This is a genomic window from Photorhabdus akhurstii, from assembly GCF_019090985.1.
Classification (GTDB): domain Bacteria; phylum Pseudomonadota; class Gammaproteobacteria; order Enterobacterales; family Enterobacteriaceae; genus Photorhabdus; species Photorhabdus akhurstii.
In genome coordinates, this window is record NZ_CP020335.1 from 4,237,579 (window position 1) to 4,257,607 (window position 20,029).

Below are 20,029 nucleotides of genomic sequence, written 5' to 3' on the forward strand. Positions count from 1 at the left end.
GCGTTAACGTGACAGAACTCGCAACAAATTCACCAGATATAAGTAGTTTCTCTGTCACCGCAATAACAATCAGGCCGGCACATGGCCGGCCTTTGAGATTACATCACCAGACGGCGGATATCGCTCATCGCATGATTAATAAATGTGATGAAACGCGCACCATCAGCACCATCGATCACACGGTGATCGAAGGAGAGTGACAGAGGCAGCATCAGACGTGGTACAAACTCTTTACCATTCCATACCGGCTTCATTGATGAGCGGGATACGCCCAAGATAGCCACTTCTGGCGCATTAACGATTGGCGTAAATGCAGTGCCGCCGATACCGCCCAGGCTTGAAATAGTGAAGCATCCACCCTGCATATCAGATGCAGTCAGTTTGCCGGCACGAGCTTTCTTAGACATTTCAGTCAGCTCACGGGACAATTCGATAATACCTTTATTATTAACGTCACGGAACACTGGAACCACCAGACCATTAGGTGTATCAACCGCTACACCAATGTTGATATATTTTTTCAGCGTCAGTTTCTGGCCATCTTCCGAGATAGAGCTGTTAAAGCGCGGCATCTCTTCCAGCGCTTTTGCTACCGCTTTCATGATGAATACCAGCGGAGTAATCTTCACGCCAAGCTGTTTCTTCTCCGCTTCCTGATTCTGCTGTTTGCGGAAGTTTTCAACTTCAGTGATATCCGTTTCGTCGAACTGAGTAACATGTGGGATCATCACCCAGTTACGGCTCAGGTTAGCACCAGAGATTTTCTGAATACGGCCCAGTTCAACTTCTTCAATTTCACCAAATTTGCTGAAATCAACTTTCGGCCAAGGCAACATACCCGGCAGACCGCCACCGGCGGATGCAGGAGCCGATTCAGCACGTTTAACCGCGTCTTTCACGTAAGCCTGAACGTCTTCACGCAGAACACGGCCTTTACGCCCAGTACCTTTCACTTTAGCCAGGTTAACGCCGAATTCACGCGCCAGACGACGGATCACCGGCGTTGCATGAACATAAGCGCTATTTTCAGCGAAATCATTTTTGTCTTCTTCCGCGAAGCTTCTGCTAGCAATAACCGGCGCTGCCGCTTTCTCTGGTTCAGCCGCTGGTGCTGGAGCTGACGCAACCGGAGCAACAGGCGCTGCCCCCGCAACTTCAAATACCATAATCATAGAATCGGTTTTCACTTTATCACCGATCTTGATTTGAATTTCTTTAACGATACCTGCGAATGGCGCAGGTACTTCCATAGAGGCTTTATCGCCCTCTACGGTGATCAGCGATTGTTCAGCTTCCACTGCATCGCCAACTTTCACCATCACTTCGGTAACTTCAACTTCATCACCGCCGATATTCGGTACATGAACATTCATAGCCGCAGAAACTACCGGTTCTGGCTCTGCCATACGCGAAGACAATGTTATCGCTGCTGGCTCTTCCGCTGGCGCAGCTTCTACAGCCCCGTCCGCGGAATCAAAAATCATAATCGGTTTGCCAGTTTCAACTTTATCGCCAACCGCAATGATGATCGCTTTAACAACACCCGCCTGAGGGGATGGAACTTCCATAGAAGCCTTGTCACCTTCCACGGTAATCAGCGATTGGTCAACTTCCACTGTATCGCCAACTTTCACCATGATTTCGGTGACTTCAACTTCATCCGCACCGATATCCGGTACCTTAATTTCGATAGCCATTGATTCTTTACCTCTTATGCCAGACGCGGGTTAACTTTTTCTGGGTTAATGTTGTATTTCTTGATTGCTTCTTCCACAACACTCACGTCGATCTCGCCGCGCTTAGCCAGTTCACCCAAAGCAGCAACTACCACGTAAGAAGCATCAACTTCAAAATGATGACGCAGGTTTTCACGGCTATCGGAACGACCGAAACCGTCAGTACCCAATACGCGGAATTCGCTCGCAGGGATGAAGTTACGAATTTGTTCTGCGAACAGCTTCATGTAGTCAGTAGAAGCCACTGCCGGTGCTTCATTCATGATCTGAGCAACATAAGGTACGCGTGGCGTTTCTGTTGGGTGCAACATGTTCCAACGTTCACAATCCTGACCATCACGAGCCAGTTCAGTGAATGAAGTCACGCTGTAAACATCAGAACCCACACCATAATCGTTAGCCAGAATCTGTGCCGCTTCACGAACATGACGCAGAATAGAACCAGAACCTAATAGCTGAACTTTACCTTTGCTGCCTTCCAAGCTTTCCAGCTTGTAGATACCTTTACGGATACCTTCTTCTGCGCCTTGTGGCATTGCCGGCATGTGGTAATTTTCGTTCAGCGTGGTGATGTAGTAGTAAATGTTCTCTTGTTTCTCACCATACATACGTTCCAAACCATCATGCATAATCACAGCAACTTCATAAGCAAATGCCGGATCGTAAGAGATGCAGTTAGGGATAGTCAGAGACTGAATGTGACTATGGCCATCTTCGTGTTGCAGACCTTCGCCATTCAAGGTTGTACGACCGGAAGTACCACCAATCAGGAAGCCGCGAGCCTGTTGGTCACCTGCTGCCCAGCACATGTCGCCAATACGTTGGAACCCGAACATAGAGTAGTAAATGTAGAACGGAATCATTGGCAGGTTATTAGTGCTGTAAGAGGTTGCCGCCGCCAGCCAAGATGAAGCAGCACCCAGTTCATTGATGCCTTCTTGCAGAATCTGACCTTTAGCGTCTTCTTTATAGTAAGCAACCTGTTCACGGTCCTGCGGAGTATACTGCTGGCCGTTAGGACTGTAGATGCCGATCTGACGGAACAGACCTTCCATACCAAAAGTACGCGCTTCATCGGCAATGATTGGAACCAGACGATCTTTGATTGACTTGTTCTTCAACATCACGTTCAAAGCACGAACGAAAGCGATAGTGGTAGAAATTTCTTTGTTTTGTTCTTCCAGCAACGCACCAAAATCTTCCAGCGTTGGCAGTTCCAGCTTCTCTTCAAAATGAGTACGACGGCTTGGCAAATAACCACCCAACGCTGCACGACGCTCATGCAAATATTTATACTCTTCTGAGTCTTTATCAAAAGTCACATACGGCAGATTTTCGAGTTGCTCATCAGCCACAGGCACATTGAAACGATCACGGAAATGGCGAACGCCTTCCATATTCATCTTCTTAACCTGATGAGCGATGTTTTTACCTTCCGCCGTATCACCCATACCGTAACCTTTGATAGTTTGGGCTAGGATAACCGTTGGTTTGCCGGTAGTTTCCTGCGCTTTTTTCAAAGCGGCGAAGACTTTCTTAGGATCGTGACCACCACGGTTCAACGCCCAAATCTGGTCATCAGTCATATCTTTGACTAATTCAGCAGTCTCTGGGTAACGGCCAAAGAAATGCTGACGTACATAAGCGCCATCTTTGGATTTGAACGTCTGGTAATCACCATCCAGAGTTTCGTTCATCACTTGAATCAATTTACCGCTGGTATCTTTACGCAGCAGTTCATCCCAACGCTCGCCCCAAAGCACTTTAATCACTTGCCAGCCAGCACCATCAAAAATGCCTTCCAGCTCGTTAACGATTTTGCCATTGCCTGTAACCGGGCCATCCAGACGTTGCAGGTTACAGTTGATAACAAACACCAAGTTATCCAGTTTTTCACGGGTTGCGATAGTGATCGCCCCTTTGGATTCTGGCTCATCCATTTCACCGTCGCCCAGGAAAGCATAAACGGTCTGCTTGGAGGTATCTTTCAGACCACGATGTTCCAAGTATTTTAGGAATTTAGCCTGATAAATCGCACCGATTGGCCCCAAGCCCATTGAAACAGTTGGGAACTGCCAGAATTCAGGCATCAATTTCGGATGCGGATAAGAAGAGAGACCATTGCCATGAATTTCCTGACGGAAATTATTCATCTGCTCTTCAGTTAAACGGCCTTCAAGGAAAGCACGAGCGTAGACGCCTGGAGAGATGTGACCTTGGAAATAAACCAAGTCGCCGCCGTCATTTTCATTACGGGCACGGAAGAAATGGTTGAAACAAACTTCATACATGGTTGCTGAAGACTGGAATGAAGCCATGTGACCACCCAATTCCAGATCTTTTTTGGATGCCCGCAACACGGTCATCACAGCATTCCAACGAATAGCAGAGCGAATACGGCGCTCCAAATCCAGATTGCCAGGGTAAGCAGGCTCATCCTCAACAGCAATGGTATTGATATAATCGCGGTTAGCAGCACCGGCCGCAACATTCACGCCACCTTTACGTGCTTCGTTCAGTACCTGATCAATCAAGAACTGGGCACGATCAACACCCTCTTCACGGATGACCGATTCGATCGCCTGTAACCAGTCGCGAGTTTCGATCGGGTCCACGTCATTTTTCAAAATGTCTGACATGGTGTATTCCTTATCTGTTATCTGTTTCTAATGATTGTTTTGGAGCCTATCTTCCCGTCATACCCTTTGACGTTCAGCCGGTCATGACTGGAAGATAGGCCCTCACTGTTGTTGCCGCTAGCGCCCTCAGTAAAGGGACTCAACTTAGCTATGCAGACGCAGCAAATTTCAAGATCTACACAGCTAATTTTATTCCTGATGCTGTTGAAGACGTCGTAATGATCGCTCGCGGCGAGTATGCTCGCGGCTGAGATCCAATAAGACATCTTCAATAAAAGCTAAATGGCGATGGGATGCCTCACGGGCTTTCTCTGGTTGCCTCGCCATTATCGCTTCAAAAATCTTCGCCCGATGATCGCTGACAGCCGTCAGCATTTCCCGGCGGGTATACAAAAACTCAAAATTCTGCCGGATATTTTGTTCCAGCATAGGTGCCATACAGCGTAATAAATGAAGGAGAACCACATTATGCGCAGCTTCGGCAACGACGAGCTGATATTGCAAAACAGCCTCGGATTCAGCATTGACATCACCACTTTCCTGAGCTTGTTGAATAACGAGATGATATTGCCGAATGCGTTCAAAATCTTCGTCAGTTCCACGCAGTGCCGCGTAATAGGCAGCAACACCTTCCAAAGCATGGCGGGTTTCAAGGAGGTCAAATTGAGATTCTGGGTGACCAGCTAGTAGTTGTGCCAGTGGATCGCTGAAACTTTGCCAGAGGTTACTCTGAACAAACGTCCCCCCGCCCTGACGGCGAAAAAGAAAACCTTTAGCTTCTAACCGCTGAATGGCTTCGCGCAGTGAAGGGCGTGACACATCAAACTGTTTCGCCAACTCACGCTCAGGCGGCAACTTCTCCCCTGGACGCACAGATCCTTCAAGGATGAGATGTTCAAGACGCTGCTCAATAACATCTGATAATTTTGGTTGGCGGATTTTGCTATAAGCCATATTTACTATAAGTTAGTTAGAACCAAGCCAGTTAGAACCTATCTCATTAGGCTATTTTGTTTGTCGTTTCGAACCTAGGCAGTGTTCAAACAGCCTGTATCAGTAACGCCTACTTAAAGCAGGTACTTATACCCGTCATCTTTCAAGTTGCCTCTTTGTTGGCTGCACTCGCTCACCCCAGTCACATAGTTTGCTATGCTCCCGGGGATTCACTCTCTTGCCGTCGCGATGCATCTTGAAATCCATAGGGTATATATGGATAAACATTATTTCGGTCTTTGCCGAAGTCAATTGGTAATACCAATTTAAACTACTGGGCCATAAAAGTAACAAAGTATTCACCAACTGTCCATAAAGACCTTGTGCCAAATCATAAAAACCTGCAAATTTTAACAATTTTTTTTAAAAATTAGCAAAAGTTGATAACCATCAGGTTAATAAACATCCTAAGATAATATTTTAACCAACCTTTTTAAACATATAAATGGGTATAGTGAATCGTTACAGCAATAAAATAGTTGAATCTTTATAAAAAAATATAGCTACCAAATCATCACCCGTTGATTTTAAATACAATTGCATACCATCAGGTTATAAATGTAGCTCAAATCAATAAAACCGAAGGGCGAAAATTAGCTATTAGCAAGGAATAATGGCAAATATGTGAGGAACCACCAGCAACAGCTCCACGTAACTCCTGCTGGCGGTAAAAATGGACTACATTAAAACCAATAGCGCGTCACTTCATTCCACCCTTTTTTATACATACAGGATGAAATTACCCAACGCCTTGACGATTCATTTTTATCCCAACGCTTAACTTCCGTTTTTGGCACAGTAACGTAATGATTACAGGATTTATCTTCTTTTTCGTCTTTATCTTTACAAGAAAAATGTTTTGTCTCGAAAGAATGAACGACTTCGCTGGTCCAGTCTGATGGTAATTGAGAATAACCCAATGCTTTACATTCAGCGTAATCTCTGTCTCTTTCATACTTAGTTGCGCCTGGTTTTTCCCACGATGTACAACCCGCCAATACAGTAAATAAGGTAAATAAAGGGAAAACAGCTATTTTTCTTATAAAATTCATATAAAAATACCTTAATTAAAAATAAAGAAATAACCAAAAAAATTAAATTAGAATTTAAAAGTCCCCCCAACACGGTAACTCTTATCTTCAAAAGGAGGTCTTCCACCAGACTGGATAATTTGTCTGTCTTGGCTTGAGATATCCCTGTAAATATCAGGAATAGAACGTATATTATCTATTTTAACTTCACTGCCTGAAACTATATCCGTGACATTACATTCAAAATAACCACAAGTTGAAATATAGCTATCAGTCAGCCGCGGCATAGAAGAACATCCTGTAATCACAAACATTGATAATAAAGCAATAAAAAATTTATTCATTGTTAACATCCTTGAATTGCTGTATATATTATAAAAATTTAACTTAAATTAAAACCATATAAAAAGAGAGATCATTTCTTATGATCGAGTAAGTAATATCTACATATGCATTTTATCTTTCTGGCATTCCAAGGAATATCAGAACAATATTCCCCCAAAGAAAAATATATATTCTTATCGCGAGGAAAAACCTGTTTGACTGGTGTTCCATTAACACCGAAGATTAACAGGCTAGATAAAAAACATGAAATAATTAATATTTTCATGCAATTAAAATTGGCTAATTAATATAAAGTTCCATCTTATAAGATACCAAAAGACACATAATGACTTTATTTATTGTATTAGCGGTTATCCTCTCCATCTTCCATATATTCCAATATATCTCCAGGCTGACACTGTAAATATTTACAAATTCTTTCCAGCGTCTCGATACGGATACCTTTTATTTTGCCATTTTTCAGCAATGATAAATTTTGCTCAGTAATACCAATAACAGCAGCCAACTCTTTAGACTTTACTTTCCTTTTCGCTAAGATCACATCCAATCTTATTATAATACTCATGATGGTTCTCAGATAAAATAACGCTGCTCATCACTTATTTTCTTAGATTCACGCATAATTAAACTAAATATCAGGAGGAATACACCAAACATAATAATAAACAGAGACTCTGAATTAACACCAAATGAGAAACTAAATACCCGTTGTCCTTTTACCAAATCCACCGATAACGCCATTCCTTGTAATGTATTAATCACCGGGTAAAGAAGTTGCTCTAGAATCATTAGGAAACCAATAATAAATGAAGCGGAAATATTACGGTTACTCCATATTTCACCTTTAGCAAACCGGAAAAATAAAATTCCGATTAATACATAAGAAGCGGTCGATATGATTCGAGGTATCGTATCCAGCGAGATATAAAGCACCTGACTTAATAAAGATTGCTTAAATCCTTTTGCAGTCAATGCAGGCATAAGATCGCTATACGCCTGAAGAACAGCCTGACGAGTGGTATCATGCCATAATGACCAAGACGCAATATGGAACCCGATATCACCAATTGTCATAACGGAAGCAATAATAATAGCCAGAAAGCTGAGTAGCTTGATTCTAGGATTAGTTACAAACTCCTGTTCACCACACATTTTGTGTCATTCCATATACATGTTTAACTAAACTTTCGTTAAAGTACTTCAAAAGTTATCGTATTACAATAATTTTTTATCACTAAATAGACAGAATACAATTCAAAGTAATAAATAAACCATAGCGATAGTCATTGAAAACCATCATTAATTTATTGATAGAAAAAGAAAAAAGTCATCATTTACCTGAAACAGCAAACAGTACATGTTACTTGATCACTGTTCTATCATCCCGCCATTACATGGTTTACAGCGATAGTTTGTTGTGAAGATTGTATGACAAACACAGAACAGCTTACTCAGGACACCTTTCAAAACCAGCACCATGCCGGTCAATTTCAATACAGAGTGAATCGAAGATGATGGTTCAAAACAAACCTGATATTAGGTCTTAACCAATCCCCTCAACACTGAAATTAATAAAAATAATTAATGTAATACTTCTGCAATTCTGGAAACCCGTGTTTCTGCGCAAGGGTAAGAAGGTGTAAGAACGAGGAAAAACCTTACTCAAAGTAGTGGTGTGGCTTTCAATGACATCAGTTTCTGATATGGGACAAAAAACCGAACATTTAGAGTTATTTTGTTCGGTTTTCTTCAACCGCCGGGGAGTATACGAAAAATTTCATCACTTAAAAGAGATTTTTTGTATTTTTTTGTAAAAAATTACCTAGTTTTTTGATTTCAAATTGAAATTATTTCTTGCATTACGGATATTGCGACCTGTTGCAAGATCGTTTTTTGATCGATTTTATATTCGATTTCTTATGACAAAGGCAGAAATCCTGAAACTAAATGGTATAAGCCAGAAGTAATTTCATTAATTTAATATTTATATTCATATATTTCATCAAATTAATAACTGAACAAAATAACTCTAAATGACCAGTAAACGCACCGCCCTGGCGGTCCGATTGTTTAACCTGTCATGGTGTTGTTTTGGGCAAAATGTATTCAGTAGATGTAGATAAGGAATGTATGAAATGAAAAAGCAAATGATGAAGACCAGCATATTAGCCGCAGTACTCCTAAGCATGGGGATAGGTATGGCACACGCTTCAGATGGCGCTACGGTAAACGTGATGGCCTCCATAGGCGCCTCGACCCCTGATCTCAACGTCGAAGGTACGGGCATTGTTGGTAGTAAAAGTGCTTACACTTTAGATATGGGAACAGTTAGAACGTCAGACATTAGTGCTGACATCAATAGCGCTCATTCATCAGGAAAAGAGTTAGAGGTTAAACTAGCTAACTGTAGTTCCAAAATGGGAAAAACCATAAGCAATGCTAAATCACTCCTTCACAAGATATTCAAATACAGGTTTTGGAACAGACTCTTACTAACAGCAACCAGATCTTAAACGCCAATGCTAATGCTGACGTAGAGGTGGCCGTGTATGACGGGAATACCGCTGTTACTAAGGCAGCTCCTATTGTTATCGCTGATACCACAGAATTCGAGCCAACCAGTCCAAAAGATGGAAAAGGCATGAAAAAATGCAAAATGGCGCTGGTTTCCAAGTCCAGCGCCGTACCAGCAGCCCAAGAAGTAATAGCACCAGTAACATTCCAAGTGGTTTATAAATATCACACGCCATCAAGTGCTAAGGGCATCATAGCAGCGGAATTGGACAGAGAAGTCCAACTCTTGCTGATGCAACACCAAACCAGACACATTCAGGTGACTCAGTGAAAAGATTGATGACAGCGATGATGATGGCCGGTCTGTTAGGCTGCCCGATCACTTCCACACAGGCGGAGAGGGTGGGAATTGATGCCACCCGCATTATCTACCGGGCGGATAGCTACGCTGCAACCGCTTTGCTACGTAATAGCAGTAAAGAGGCCGTCTATCTGATGCAGGTGACGGTCAGTTCTATCCCTGATGGAAGCAAGACTGCGCCATTTTTGGTGACTCCCCCCCTGTTTCGTATGGAACCCGGCAGCCAGAATCAGGTGCGTATCATCAAAACCGGCCAGGCGCTGCCTGCTGACCGGGAATCCCTGTTCTGGTTTACCGCGCAAGCTATCCCGTTAAGCACCGAATCCAATAATCTCTCTAGTAAGCAGATCTCCGGGGGCGTACAAGTTCTGGCTAACACAATTAAATTGATGTATCGCCCGTCAGGGCTGCCGGTTGCACCGGAAAAGGGCTTCGGCGCTTTGCGCTTCAAAACGACAGCCGAGGGAATAACGATCACGAATCCATCACCCTATTACATCACCTTCACCTCCCTGAAAGTAGGCGGACAAGAGCTGATGACAAAGCAACAGAAAGAGAACATGGTCTCACCGTTCTCGACCCTTTTTTTACCCCTCAAAGGGGTGCATTACCCGGCTAAAGTGAGTTGGACGGTGATTAATGACCTTGGAGGAGGATCCACCTATCAGGGGGAGATACCGTAATGTTAAAACCGTGAGCCTTTATCAGACGGACAACACTCGCTGGTCTGCTTTGTACCGTCCTCTTCCCGGGGGCAAGTTCAAACACGGCAGAACTGACGCTGGCATTAACGCTGGAACAGCCAACCTGTGAACTCAACGTGCAGACATCCCATGTCGAGTCTTCACCCATACCGCTTAACGAAGTACAGAACATATCGAAGCAGCGGACAACAAGCCTATTACGCTAGCGTTGTCAGGTTGTGCGAGGTCAGCTAGGGAGCTACCTGAAAAATGGTGATTATGGCGGAAACCGCCCCGGCGTTTGTGGGGACAGTCAGGATCGCCACGTCCCGTTATAACCCCGCCGCATCGGCGGACGGTATTCAGGCAGAGTGACCTTAATATCAACAGCATAGGCTTAATTATAAGCAGAGATGAGCTATGGCAACAAAAACTTCATTTCCGCCTGCACTGCGGGCGGATAACCAACACGCGCCCGGTCAACCGGGCGGTTTCTGGCCCCGTCCGGTATACCTATGTCTGCTATGTTCACTGACGGCAACGACCCTGCCCGCTTCGGCGCGGGAATACTTTAATCCCATGTTCCTAATGGGCGCTGATGGTGAACACAGTCATGTCGATCTCTTGGCGTATGAAAACGCGAGATATGTCGCACCCGGGCGCTATCTGGTGGATGTCTACATGAACCAGAATAAGGTGGACAGCCGCGAGATTGAATTCAGGCTGGTTAACGGCCATCTCCAGCCGGTATTAACCGTCGCACAATTGGAAGGGTATGGGGTCAATACTCGCGAGTTACCGGCTTTTCAGGGTAAAGCGGATGACAGCCCCATCACCGAGTTGACGAAACAGATCCCGCACGCCCGCGCGACATTGGATTTTGTCCGTTTACGTCTTGATCTCAGCGTCCCTCAGAGCGCCATGCAGCCCCGTTATTCTGGAACGGTTAACCCGTCACTGTGGGGTCCTGAGATCCCGGCTTTTTTGATGAACTACACCGTCAATGGCTCGGAAAGGCATTATGACAATCAGGGAAATTGGGAAGGATCACGTTCTCGTAATCTGTTTGCTTCTTTTCGTAATGGGCTGAATCTGGGACTGTGGCGTCTGCGCAGCCCGCAAACCTACAGTTACAATCATCAGCGCCACGAGGACGCCTCCTGTTTTTCCGCGCCGACACAGACCCAATGGCAGGTGAACAATACCTACCTGCAACGTGACATCCCAGCACTGCGCAGTGAGTTCACGGCGGGTGAAACCTATACCGGTGGCGATATTTTTTACAGTATCCCATTTCGGGGCATGAAACTGGCTTCGGAGGAGGCGATGTTACCCGACAGTCAGCACGGTTTTGCCCCGGAGATAACCGGTGTGGCGAACTCCAATGCACAGGTGACGGTATTCTAGAATGGCAATATCGTGTATCAAACCACCGTAGCACCGGGGCCGTTTCGGTTCACCGACCTCTATACCACCGGGAGTGCGGGCAACCTGACAGTGATAATCAAAGAGGCAAATAGGGATAAACAGCACCTGCTCCAGCGATGATGATGTATTTCAAAATTCACGCTTACTCTACCGGATCGATGGGCCATTTGTTCCGGGGAAACAGAATGCCTTAGCCTCTTCAATAGAGGATGTCGCCTTCATGTTTACTGATGCGGCCAACCCCCCCTTATCACTCAAGAACGCAAGATACGTTAAACAAAGGAACGATAACTACACGGCATCGACACAAGTTTCTGTTGTACCAGTTCTGTTGAAAACTGACGGCGCCGGAGGGCTAGCTCAAGCTGTTGCGGTTATTTCAGTATGGTCGGATATTGACTTCATCGAACCCTCTTCTTAGTTGTTGCAATTGTTGCAGCGCCAGTCGGCGCTGCATAAACCGGCTCTAATAGCTACAGGTAAGCCAAACAACTCCATACACGGGATGAATAAAACCCGAACCAATCAGAATCATTAAGCCAACGCATCAAACCAATGCCCCATAAATTGTTAGTAAGGCAACGACAACGATGATAGAGAAAGTCACTTTTTTCGCCAGTATCACCGCAGCAATAGGCGTTTGAATTGAATCAAGATGGGGTTCGCGACTTAATGAAAACTGAGCAAGCTGACAAAGCACCTTATATTGTGAAGTTCTTAAATCACTAAGAGAAGCAAACCACGCAGGTAAAGCCCGCTCTCCATGCCCTAATAAAGCATAAGCAATGCCAGCCAGACGAACAGGGATCCAATCCAACCAATGCAACAAACCATCAACGCCAGATTGCGCTCTCTGAACCGGTGTACCATATTGTGCCAACCATCCCTGATAAGCCCTTAAGAAGCAATATCCCATTAAAGCAACTGGCCCTAATTCACCCGCCACAATCAGCCAAAAAATCGGCGCCAGATAATAGCGAAAATTTATCCACAGCAACGCATTTTGTATCTCTCGCAACATATTCTCTTTGCTGGCATCAGAAGGTAAACCATGAATAATTGCGAAATGCGTAAGATATTCTCTTTGTTGTTCCCTGTTATCTTGATGAACAGTACGAAAATATTCACGATAATCATGCCGTAAGCGCCCCGCTCCGATGCACAGCAAACAAATAAACACCCATAAAACCAGTTCAAAAATGCCGAACATAAAATCATTTAATATTTCAATCAATACCCATGTAATCATCATGACTACTAACGTCATTAAAAGGCTTTTCCATAACGAAAAAGACTTCAAATCGGTAAACAATGGCTCAAGGCGGTGCTCCAATTGCCAATGGTCACCCATTTTAAAAACCCGTTCCCACGCCAACACTAACAACAGTATAAAGAGAGTCATTCTTTCCGCTCCTGTAACAATTGCTGGTAATGTGTCCAATCGAAATAAAGTTCCAGATCAATTTTTCTTCCCAGAACAACATCATTATAGCCAGTGATATGCTCTTTTATATATCCGGGTCTACCTATAAGTCATTGTGTCAGTACAACAAAGCTTTCCTAGAGACAAACTAATACGATGAATATACCCGTCATCTTTCAAGTTGCCTCTTTGTTGGCTGTACTTGCTTACCCCGGTCACATAGTTCGCTATGCTCCCAGGGATTCTCTCCCTTGCCGTCGCGATCCATCTTGAAATCCATAGGGTATAACTAATAAAACGGTTGCTCGCCCTGTGGGCACGAATCGTGTGAAAAAATTTTTCTAACTCAATTCATCATGCAACCACATTTTTTCCTTCTTAAATCCAGATGATAAAACCAAGATAGTAGTTGTTCACTACACAACAGGGTAGCATGTTAAGACCATTAATATTGTTATCACCTCTGGAGCTTTTTAATGACAAAACAAAATTGCAATACAGATCAGCGCCGTGCTGTTCTTATGGAACATTTGCAGAACGACATTCCCGCCAGTGTAACCCTCGCACTAAAAGAAGATCTGGGCGGAAATACAAATTTCACCTCTGATATTACCGGCCAATTAATTCCCGAAGATAAACAAGCCACCGCAGTCATTATCACTCGGGAAGATGGTATTTTCTGTGGACAACAATGGCTGAATGAAGTTTTTACTCAATTAGGCGACCAAATCTCTATTGAATGGTTAGTTAAAGATAGTGATACGATTACAGCCAACCAAAAACTTTGCATATTACGAGGCCCAGCACAGATATTACTGACCGGTGAACGCACCGCTCTTAACTTTATTCAGACTCTCTCTGGCGTTGCAACGGAAACCAGTCATTATGTTCATCGTCTTGCCGGTTTAAAAACCCAATTACTTGATACGCGCAAAACACTACCGGGATTACGCACAGCCCTAAAATATGCCGTACTTTGCGGAGGTGGTAATAATCACCGCCTTGGATTATTCGACGCTTTCCTTATCAAAGAAAACCATATTATTGCCAATGGATCTATTAAACAGGCAGTAGATAAAGCTCGTTATTCCCATCCTAATACCCCTGTTGAAGTCGAAGTAGAAACGCTAGATGAACTCATTCTGGCACTAAAAGCTAATGTTGATATTATTATGCTAGATAATTTTACTATTCCAATGATGAAAGAAGCCGTCGCAATCACATCAGGTAAAGTCGCTTTAGAAGTATCCGGCAATATCACCCTGGATACTCTGCGCAGCTATGCTGAAACAGGCATTGACTTTATTTCTGTTGGAGCACTCACCAAACATATTAGAGCATTAGATCTCTCCATGCGCTTTCAGTAATTAGCAATAATAATATTGATGGTGGTGTAAACCAGCAATTGGTAGATCGAAAATTTGCGAACACCACCGTAAATATTTTTGCAAACCTTGCAATTCATAAATTCTTTTTCGAGTCAATTCCATAACCTTCATCTATCCTATTTCATTTTTTTCTCTTTCCTTCATTCTCTATATCGCAACACCACAACACGGAGAAGAAATATGAAACAACAACAAGGATTTACTTTAATGGAGATTATGGTTGCTATTGCTATCATTTCCATCTTAAGTGCTATTGGTATTCCTAGTTATCAAGGATATATCCAGAAAGCCGCTTTAACAGATATACTACAAAATATTGTACCTTATAAATCAGGTATAGAACTTTGCGGTTTTGAAACTGAAGATTTCATGGGTTGCAATGCAGGAGCAATGTCAATTCCAAAAGATCATAACAGTAGATATATCGAGAGCATTTCAGTTAAAAATGGGGAAGTTATCATTAACGGGGAAAAAAGTCTTAAAAACCTCAGCATTACATTAAAGCCGACACAAAATACACAAATAGGTACAATTAAATGGAACATTAAATGTGAATCGACAAACAATTCATTAAAAAATCGTTGTCAGGAAATATTTGAATTTTAATTTATTACTCTTATTAATACATCTTTACACAGGAAAGAACAATGAACTCACTTTCAATGGCAGAAAACACATTGATGGAAAGAGAAATCCATGATATTTGTCAACGCCACCAATCTGTTGTAATAAAAAAAGATGATAATGCGATAACAATTGCCAGTAACGAATTACCTAATGATGATTTATTATCAGCATTACGATTTATTTCTGGACGTATCGTTAATGTAGAAATTTGGCCACTGGCAAGGATAGAATCAATATTACATCAAAATACTTCACTAAGTCGTGTACCAGAGGAAGAATCCGCGTTATTACCACTTATCGCTGATACCAATAAAGATGAAAATGATGCGCCCGTTATTCAACTTATTAATCAAACTTTATTAACTGCAATTCAACGGCGTGCATCCGATATTCATTTTGAACCATTCCAACAAGGTTACCGTATTCGTATCCGGGTTGATGGCGCACTACACCTCTTGTCTTCGCCATCTCCTCAAATGAATGCAAGCATTGCCGCACGCCTTAAGATAATGGCTAAATTGAACATCGCTGAAAAACGGCTGCCTCAGGATGGACAATTTGATTGGTCTGACACCCGACACAACTATGCTATTCGTATGGCGACTTTGCCGACAATACACGGAGAAAAAGTTGTACTTAGAATATTAAATACAATGCAACAATTGTCGTTAGATCAACTAGGTATTCCTGATCCATTGTTAAATCAGCTTCGACAAAAACTCGCGTTACCACAAGGGATGATTTTAGTCACTGGGCCGACAGGTAGCGGAAAAACTGTGACTTTATATAGCTGTTTACAATATCTGAATCAGAATAAAAAGAATATTTGCAGTGTAGAGGACCCAGTAGAGATCCCATTGAACGGTATTAACCAGACACAAACTAACAGCAAAATTGATCTCAATTTTGCCAAAGTATTACGGGCGCTATTACGCCAAGATCCTGATGTCATTATGGTGGGAGAAATACGTGATAGCGAAACAGCCGAAATTTCAGTAAAAGCGGCGCAAACAGGTCATCTGGTTCTTTCTACATTGCATACTAATTCAACCATAGATACATTGTCCCGCCTACAAAATCTGGGTATTTCAGGTTATATGGCTGCTTCTTGTATCAAATTAATTATCGCCCAACGGCTTGTCAGAAAATTATGTCTTCGTTGCCGCAAACAACAAACAGAAGAAACTATTATTAATACTGAAAACAATTCTCTATTTATTAAGCAATGGCTAGCCGTTGGTTGTGAGCATTGTTTTTCCGGTTATTACGGTCGAACAGCTATTTATGAGTTTTTAGAAATAACAGATGATATTAAACAGATATTATCAGAACAGAACTCCCAAAATGGGCAAAAAACCATTATAGCTCAAAGAAAAGATACTTTACTTTCATCCGGTATTTTATTAGTAGAACAAGGCATCACTACATTAGAAGAAATTTATCAAGTTACAGGTCAGGAATAATAATGAAAATTCATTATCTTTATAATTGGCAAGCAGTGAACAACAAAGGCGAAATATCAAAAGGAAAATCACTATGTGATAACCGAAAATCTTTATATCAGCAACTTATTCATTCTGGATTACAACCTTATAATATAAAGTGTGAAAAATTAATATTTTATTATCAACAACAAGTTGCTTACCGTCTGAATTTTATTCGTCAATTGGCAACACTATTATCATCAGGAATGCCATTACTAAATTGCCTCAATATTCTTATTCGTGAATGCGATCATCCACTATGGCACTGTGTATTATTAGATATTAGCAAGAAAATTACCCGTGGAGAATCATTTTCCTCCTCATTAAAAGATTATCCATTTCTATTTCCGCCTTTATTTTGTCAACTTATTACCGTTGGCGAATTGACCGGGCAATTAGAAGTCTGCTGTCAATTATTAGTTAAACAACAGGAGCAACAAGATAAATTACAGAAGAAAATAGCAAAAGCTCTACGTTACCCTCTGATTATTATCGTTGTTGCCAGTATCATTATTTTATTGATGCTTATTTTTGTTTTACCCGAATTTGAACATATTTATCATTCATTTGACGCACAACTTCCGCTACTCACTCGTAGTTTATTAATAACTTCCAACTGGCTAATTCAATATGGTGGCTATGGTGTTATTGGACTAATTATACTGCTTCTATTTTACCTACAATTACGTCAACGTCATACAATATGGATCACTCGTGAAAAAAATCTGATGTTACGTTTACCCGTTATTGCAAAATTAATTAGTTGCCAGCAATTAGGGCAACTTTTTCATATCCTATTTATGACACAAAAAGCGGGTCTGACACTCACCGCAGGGTTAGACAGTGCTATTGCATCAATAAATCATCCGGTATTTCTGCAAGCGACTAGATTCTTACGAGCTCAAATTAATCAAGGAATACCAATGAGCGAAACACTGAAACAACAATCTTGTTTTCCTGCTCTGTGTCAACAGTTTGTCAGTGTTGGCGAAGAATCTGGCAATCTGGAACTATTATTGGGAAATCTCGCTAACTGGTACCAACAACAAGCATTGGAAATTTCTGATAATATGACCCAGTTATTAGAACCAATACTTATAGTCATAATAGCAATTATTGTCGGTACACTATTGCTCGCAATGTATTTACCCATTTTTCAGCTAGGTACGATACTCACCTAAAGTAAAAACGATTCCATCGCTTTGTCTCTAGGTCATCTGCCCCCTTTCGGTTACAATCCCGAAATAGTATCAAGTAATATTAAGGGATAGGATGACTTATATTATTGCACTCACAGGTGGGATTGGCAGCGGTAAAACCACTATCGCCAATGCTTTTGCAGCTCTTGGCGTTCCTCTTGTTGATGCAGATATTATTGCCAGAGAAGTCGTTGCTCCTGGAACGCCTGCTCTACAAGCCATCACAGAACACTTTGGTCATGACATATTGATACCCGATGGCAGCCTTAACCGAGCACTGTTACGCCAAAGAATATTCACAAACAAACAAGAAAAACAGTGGGTTAATCAACTTCTTCACCCTCTAATCCATCAAGAAACCCAACGGCAATTGAAACAGATAACTGCACCTTATGTTATTTGGGTTGTTCCATTATTAGTCGAAAATAATTTGGAGCATCTGGCAGATCGGATTCTAGTCGTTGACGTTTCACCTGAATTACAAATCAGCCGGGTAGCCACTCGCGATGGCATTAGCAACCAACAGGTTGAAAATATTTTGGCTGCCCAAGCATCCCGTAGCGAGAGGCTGGCTTATGCCGATGACATTATCTCAAATCATGATAACGTACAGGCAATTGCTCCTCGTGTTGCCGAACTACATCAACAATATTTAAGGTTAGCTGGATCAGCCAGGCAGGATAATCATGATGAGTGACACAACTTCTACAATCATTTTTGAACACCCACTGAATGAAAAAATGCGGGCATGGTTGAGAATTGAATCTTCTCTGCAACAACTCACCAGTCAACGCCATTTAGACTCACTAGCAAGCAGCCTCGCCTTCTTCCGCACAGTGACTGAGTTACTTGAAGTGCTAGAACGAGGGGAAGTACGTTCAGAGTTGCTAAAAGAACTAGAACGCCAACAGGCAAAGTTAAAGCAATGGGCTGAAATACCCGATGTTGATATTAATATCGTCAATAGTTTCAGATTAAAACTGAAAGAGCGAGCTACCGCATTAAGTAAAGCACCACGGCTGGGACAATCCCTGAAAGAAGATAAAATTATCAGTATGGTGCGCCAACGTCTCAGTATTCCAAGTGGTTGTTGTGGTTTTGATCTACCCACACTACATCTATGGCTTCATTTACCGCAATCAGAAAGGGATAAAATGGTCGCATACTGGATTGATAGTTTGCTACCTCTCCAACAAGCACTAGAAAGTATTTTAGAACTCATCCGCCAATCCGCTATTTTTCGTTCAGAAATCAGTAAAAACGGTTTTCATCAGAATACGGCAGAAGGCGCAGATTTACTGAGGTTACGTTTGCCATTAAAACCTTTACTGTTTCCTCAAATTTCCGGTCATAAGACCCGGTTTGCTATCCGTTTTTTACCATTGGATAATGAAAAAGGCTTCGTGCCTGCCCATTTACCATTTGAATTAGCCTGTTGCTAATATGACAAACTAATTATTAGGAAAGTTATTATGTCTGAGTTATTAACGATTGAATGTCCAACATGCGGTAAAACCGTAGTTTGGGGAGAAATAAGCCCATATCGTCCATTTTGCAGTAAGCGCTGTCAATTAATTGACTTAGGCGGGTGGGCAAATGAAGAGAAACGGATACCAAGCCAAAGTGAAAATTCCGATAGCGATGATTGGAGTGAACAACCTGAGCAATAACAAATAGCCGCGTTATTATAATGCGGCTATTAACAACTCAAGCAGTCAGTAATGCAACAATACTGCGATTAGCTGGCGGGAATTCATCAGCAATTAAATCTTTCTGTAATACCCACCGAGAAAGTTGCCCTTCTTTACCGAAAGGTTCATTTTCCCATCCATCCACTAAGAAGAAATATAGGGTAATCAACCTGTCAGGAAAATCATGTTCAACCGTTTTTACCAGCTCATAATGAGTAACAGTAATACCAATTTCTTCCTGTAATTCACGTACTAAAGCCTGCTCAGGCGTTTCCTCTTTCTCAACTTTCCCGCCAGGAAATTCCCAGAAACCACCCATATGGGCATCAGCATGACGCTGAGTAATAAAAATTTCATGTTGCGTATTTCTAATAATCCCAGCGGCTATATGCAGGTGTTTCTTTTCCATATTACTCTTACTTCTTCATCTATTATTCTTTTGATTGATCAACGACCAATAACCAAATGCTACATCCAACGTTATTCG

The 20,029-nt window shown here is 42.2% G+C and carries 19 protein-coding genes and 1 pseudogene; 11 read left to right on the plus strand and 9 right to left on the minus strand.

Going from position 1 to position 20,029, the window contains the following annotated elements; genetic code table 11:
- Positions 1–98: 98 nt before the first annotated feature.
- From aceF to B0X70_RS18110, 7 genes are all read right to left on the minus strand, one after another.
- Positions 99–1,697 (minus strand): dihydrolipoyllysine-residue acetyltransferase, encoded by a 1,599-nt coding sequence (gene aceF / locus B0X70_RS18080; RefSeq protein ID WP_217470032.1) that lies wholly within the window; start codon positions 1,695–1,697, stop codon positions 99–101.
- 14 nt (positions 1,698–1,711) lie between these two features.
- The gene (gene aceE / locus B0X70_RS18085; protein WP_036810783.1) at positions 1,712–4,375 is read right to left on the minus strand and encodes a pyruvate dehydrogenase (acetyl-transferring), homodimeric type; all 2,664 of its coding nucleotides are present in this window, start codon (positions 4,373–4,375) and stop codon (positions 1,712–1,714) included.
- 189 nt (positions 4,376–4,564) lie between these two features.
- A complete protein-coding gene (pdhR, locus tag B0X70_RS18090) occupies positions 4,565–5,329 on the minus strand; it encodes a pyruvate dehydrogenase complex transcriptional repressor PdhR (protein ID WP_036777528.1) in 765 nt (254 codons plus the stop codon).
- A 722-nt stretch (positions 5,330–6,051) separates the two neighbouring features.
- Positions 6,052–6,420 (minus strand): hypothetical protein, encoded by a 369-nt coding sequence (locus B0X70_RS18095; protein ID WP_082302518.1) that lies wholly within the window; start codon positions 6,418–6,420, stop codon positions 6,052–6,054.
- Between the two features lie 47 nt (positions 6,421–6,467).
- A complete protein-coding gene (locus B0X70_RS18100; protein ID WP_036777525.1) occupies positions 6,468–6,743 on the minus strand; it encodes a hypothetical protein in 276 nt (91 codons plus the stop codon).
- Positions 6,744–7,087: 344 nt separating this feature from the next.
- Complete coding sequence (locus B0X70_RS18105) at positions 7,088–7,309, minus strand: helix-turn-helix domain-containing protein (RefSeq protein ID WP_036810792.1); 222 nt, start codon at positions 7,307–7,309, stop codon at positions 7,088–7,090.
- An 8-nt stretch (positions 7,310–7,317) separates the two neighbouring features.
- Positions 7,318–7,896, minus strand: coding sequence for a hypothetical protein (locus B0X70_RS18110; protein WP_036810795.1), 579 nt, complete (start codon positions 7,894–7,896; stop codon positions 7,318–7,320).
- Between the two features lie 983 nt (positions 7,897–8,879).
- Here B0X70_RS18110 and B0X70_RS18115 point away from each other — a divergent pair.
- The 4 genes and pseudogenes from B0X70_RS18115 to B0X70_RS18130 all read left to right on the plus strand — a co-directional run bounded on the left by B0X70_RS18115 (position 8,880) and on the right by B0X70_RS18130 (position 11,850).
- Positions 8,880–9,257 carry a fimbrial protein gene (locus B0X70_RS18115; RefSeq protein ID WP_217470033.1) on the plus strand — a complete coding sequence of 126 codons (378 nt, stop codon included), beginning with the start codon at positions 8,880–8,882 and terminating at the stop codon, positions 9,255–9,257.
- A gap of 32 nt (positions 9,258–9,289) precedes the next feature.
- A complete protein-coding gene (locus B0X70_RS18120; protein WP_036777518.1) occupies positions 9,290–9,589 on the plus strand; it encodes a hypothetical protein in 300 nt (99 codons plus the stop codon).
- Positions 9,586–10,302 carry a fimbrial biogenesis chaperone gene (locus tag B0X70_RS18125; RefSeq protein WP_217470035.1) on the plus strand — a complete coding sequence of 239 codons (717 nt, stop codon included), beginning with the start codon at positions 9,586–9,588 and terminating at the stop codon, positions 10,300–10,302. Before B0X70_RS18120 ends, B0X70_RS18125 begins: the two co-directional genes overlap by 4 nt.
- A gap of 579 nt (positions 10,303–10,881) precedes the next feature.
- Positions 10,882–11,850, plus strand: a pseudogene (locus B0X70_RS18130) (fimbria/pilus outer membrane usher protein).
- A gap of 427 nt (positions 11,851–12,277) precedes the next feature.
- Here B0X70_RS18130 and ampE read toward each other — a convergent pair.
- Entirely contained in the window at positions 12,278–13,132 is an 855-nt protein-coding gene (ampE, locus tag B0X70_RS18135; RefSeq protein WP_036777515.1) for a beta-lactamase regulator AmpE, read from the minus strand.
- A 497-nt stretch (positions 13,133–13,629) separates the two neighbouring features.
- On the opposite strand from ampE, the gene nadC reads away from it, so the two are divergent.
- The 7 genes from nadC to yacG all read left to right on the plus strand — a co-directional run bounded on the left by nadC (position 13,630) and on the right by yacG (position 19,521).
- Positions 13,630–14,520 carry a carboxylating nicotinate-nucleotide diphosphorylase gene (nadC, locus tag B0X70_RS18140; RefSeq protein WP_217470036.1) on the plus strand — a complete coding sequence of 297 codons (891 nt, stop codon included), beginning with the start codon at positions 13,630–13,632 and terminating at the stop codon, positions 14,518–14,520.
- 201 nt (positions 14,521–14,721) lie between these two features.
- The gene (gene ppdD / locus B0X70_RS18145) at positions 14,722–15,147 is read left to right on the plus strand and encodes a prepilin peptidase-dependent pilin (protein ID WP_217470038.1); all 426 of its coding nucleotides are present in this window, start codon (positions 14,722–14,724) and stop codon (positions 15,145–15,147) included.
- Positions 15,148–15,188: 41 nt separating this feature from the next.
- Positions 15,189–16,631, plus strand: coding sequence for a type II secretion system protein GspE (gspE, locus tag B0X70_RS18150; RefSeq protein ID WP_217470039.1), 1,443 nt, complete (start codon positions 15,189–15,191; stop codon positions 16,629–16,631).
- A gap of 2 nt (positions 16,632–16,633) precedes the next feature.
- Positions 16,634–17,833, plus strand: coding sequence for a protein transport protein HofC (gene hofC, locus B0X70_RS18155; protein ID WP_217470040.1), 1,200 nt, complete (start codon positions 16,634–16,636; stop codon positions 17,831–17,833).
- A gap of 91 nt (positions 17,834–17,924) precedes the next feature.
- The gene (gene coaE / locus B0X70_RS18160) at positions 17,925–18,548 is read left to right on the plus strand and encodes a dephospho-CoA kinase (protein WP_217470041.1); all 624 of its coding nucleotides are present in this window, start codon (positions 17,925–17,927) and stop codon (positions 18,546–18,548) included.
- On the plus strand, positions 18,541–19,293 hold the full coding sequence (gene zapD / locus B0X70_RS18165) for a cell division protein ZapD (RefSeq protein ID WP_217470042.1): 753 nt from the start codon (positions 18,541–18,543) through the stop codon (positions 19,291–19,293). The genes coaE and zapD overlap by 8 nt, the downstream gene beginning before the upstream one ends.
- A 30-nt stretch (positions 19,294–19,323) precedes the next feature.
- Entirely contained in the window at positions 19,324–19,521 is a 198-nt protein-coding gene (gene yacG / locus B0X70_RS18170) for a DNA gyrase inhibitor YacG (protein WP_036777504.1), read from the plus strand.
- 37 nt (positions 19,522–19,558) lie between these two features.
- Here yacG and mutT read toward each other — a convergent pair whose 3' ends face one another.
- Positions 19,559–19,951, minus strand: a complete 393-nt coding sequence (mutT, locus tag B0X70_RS18175; protein WP_046395692.1) for an 8-oxo-dGTP diphosphatase MutT — start codon at positions 19,949–19,951, stop codon at positions 19,559–19,561.
- Between the last annotated feature and the right edge of the window lie 78 nt (positions 19,952–20,029).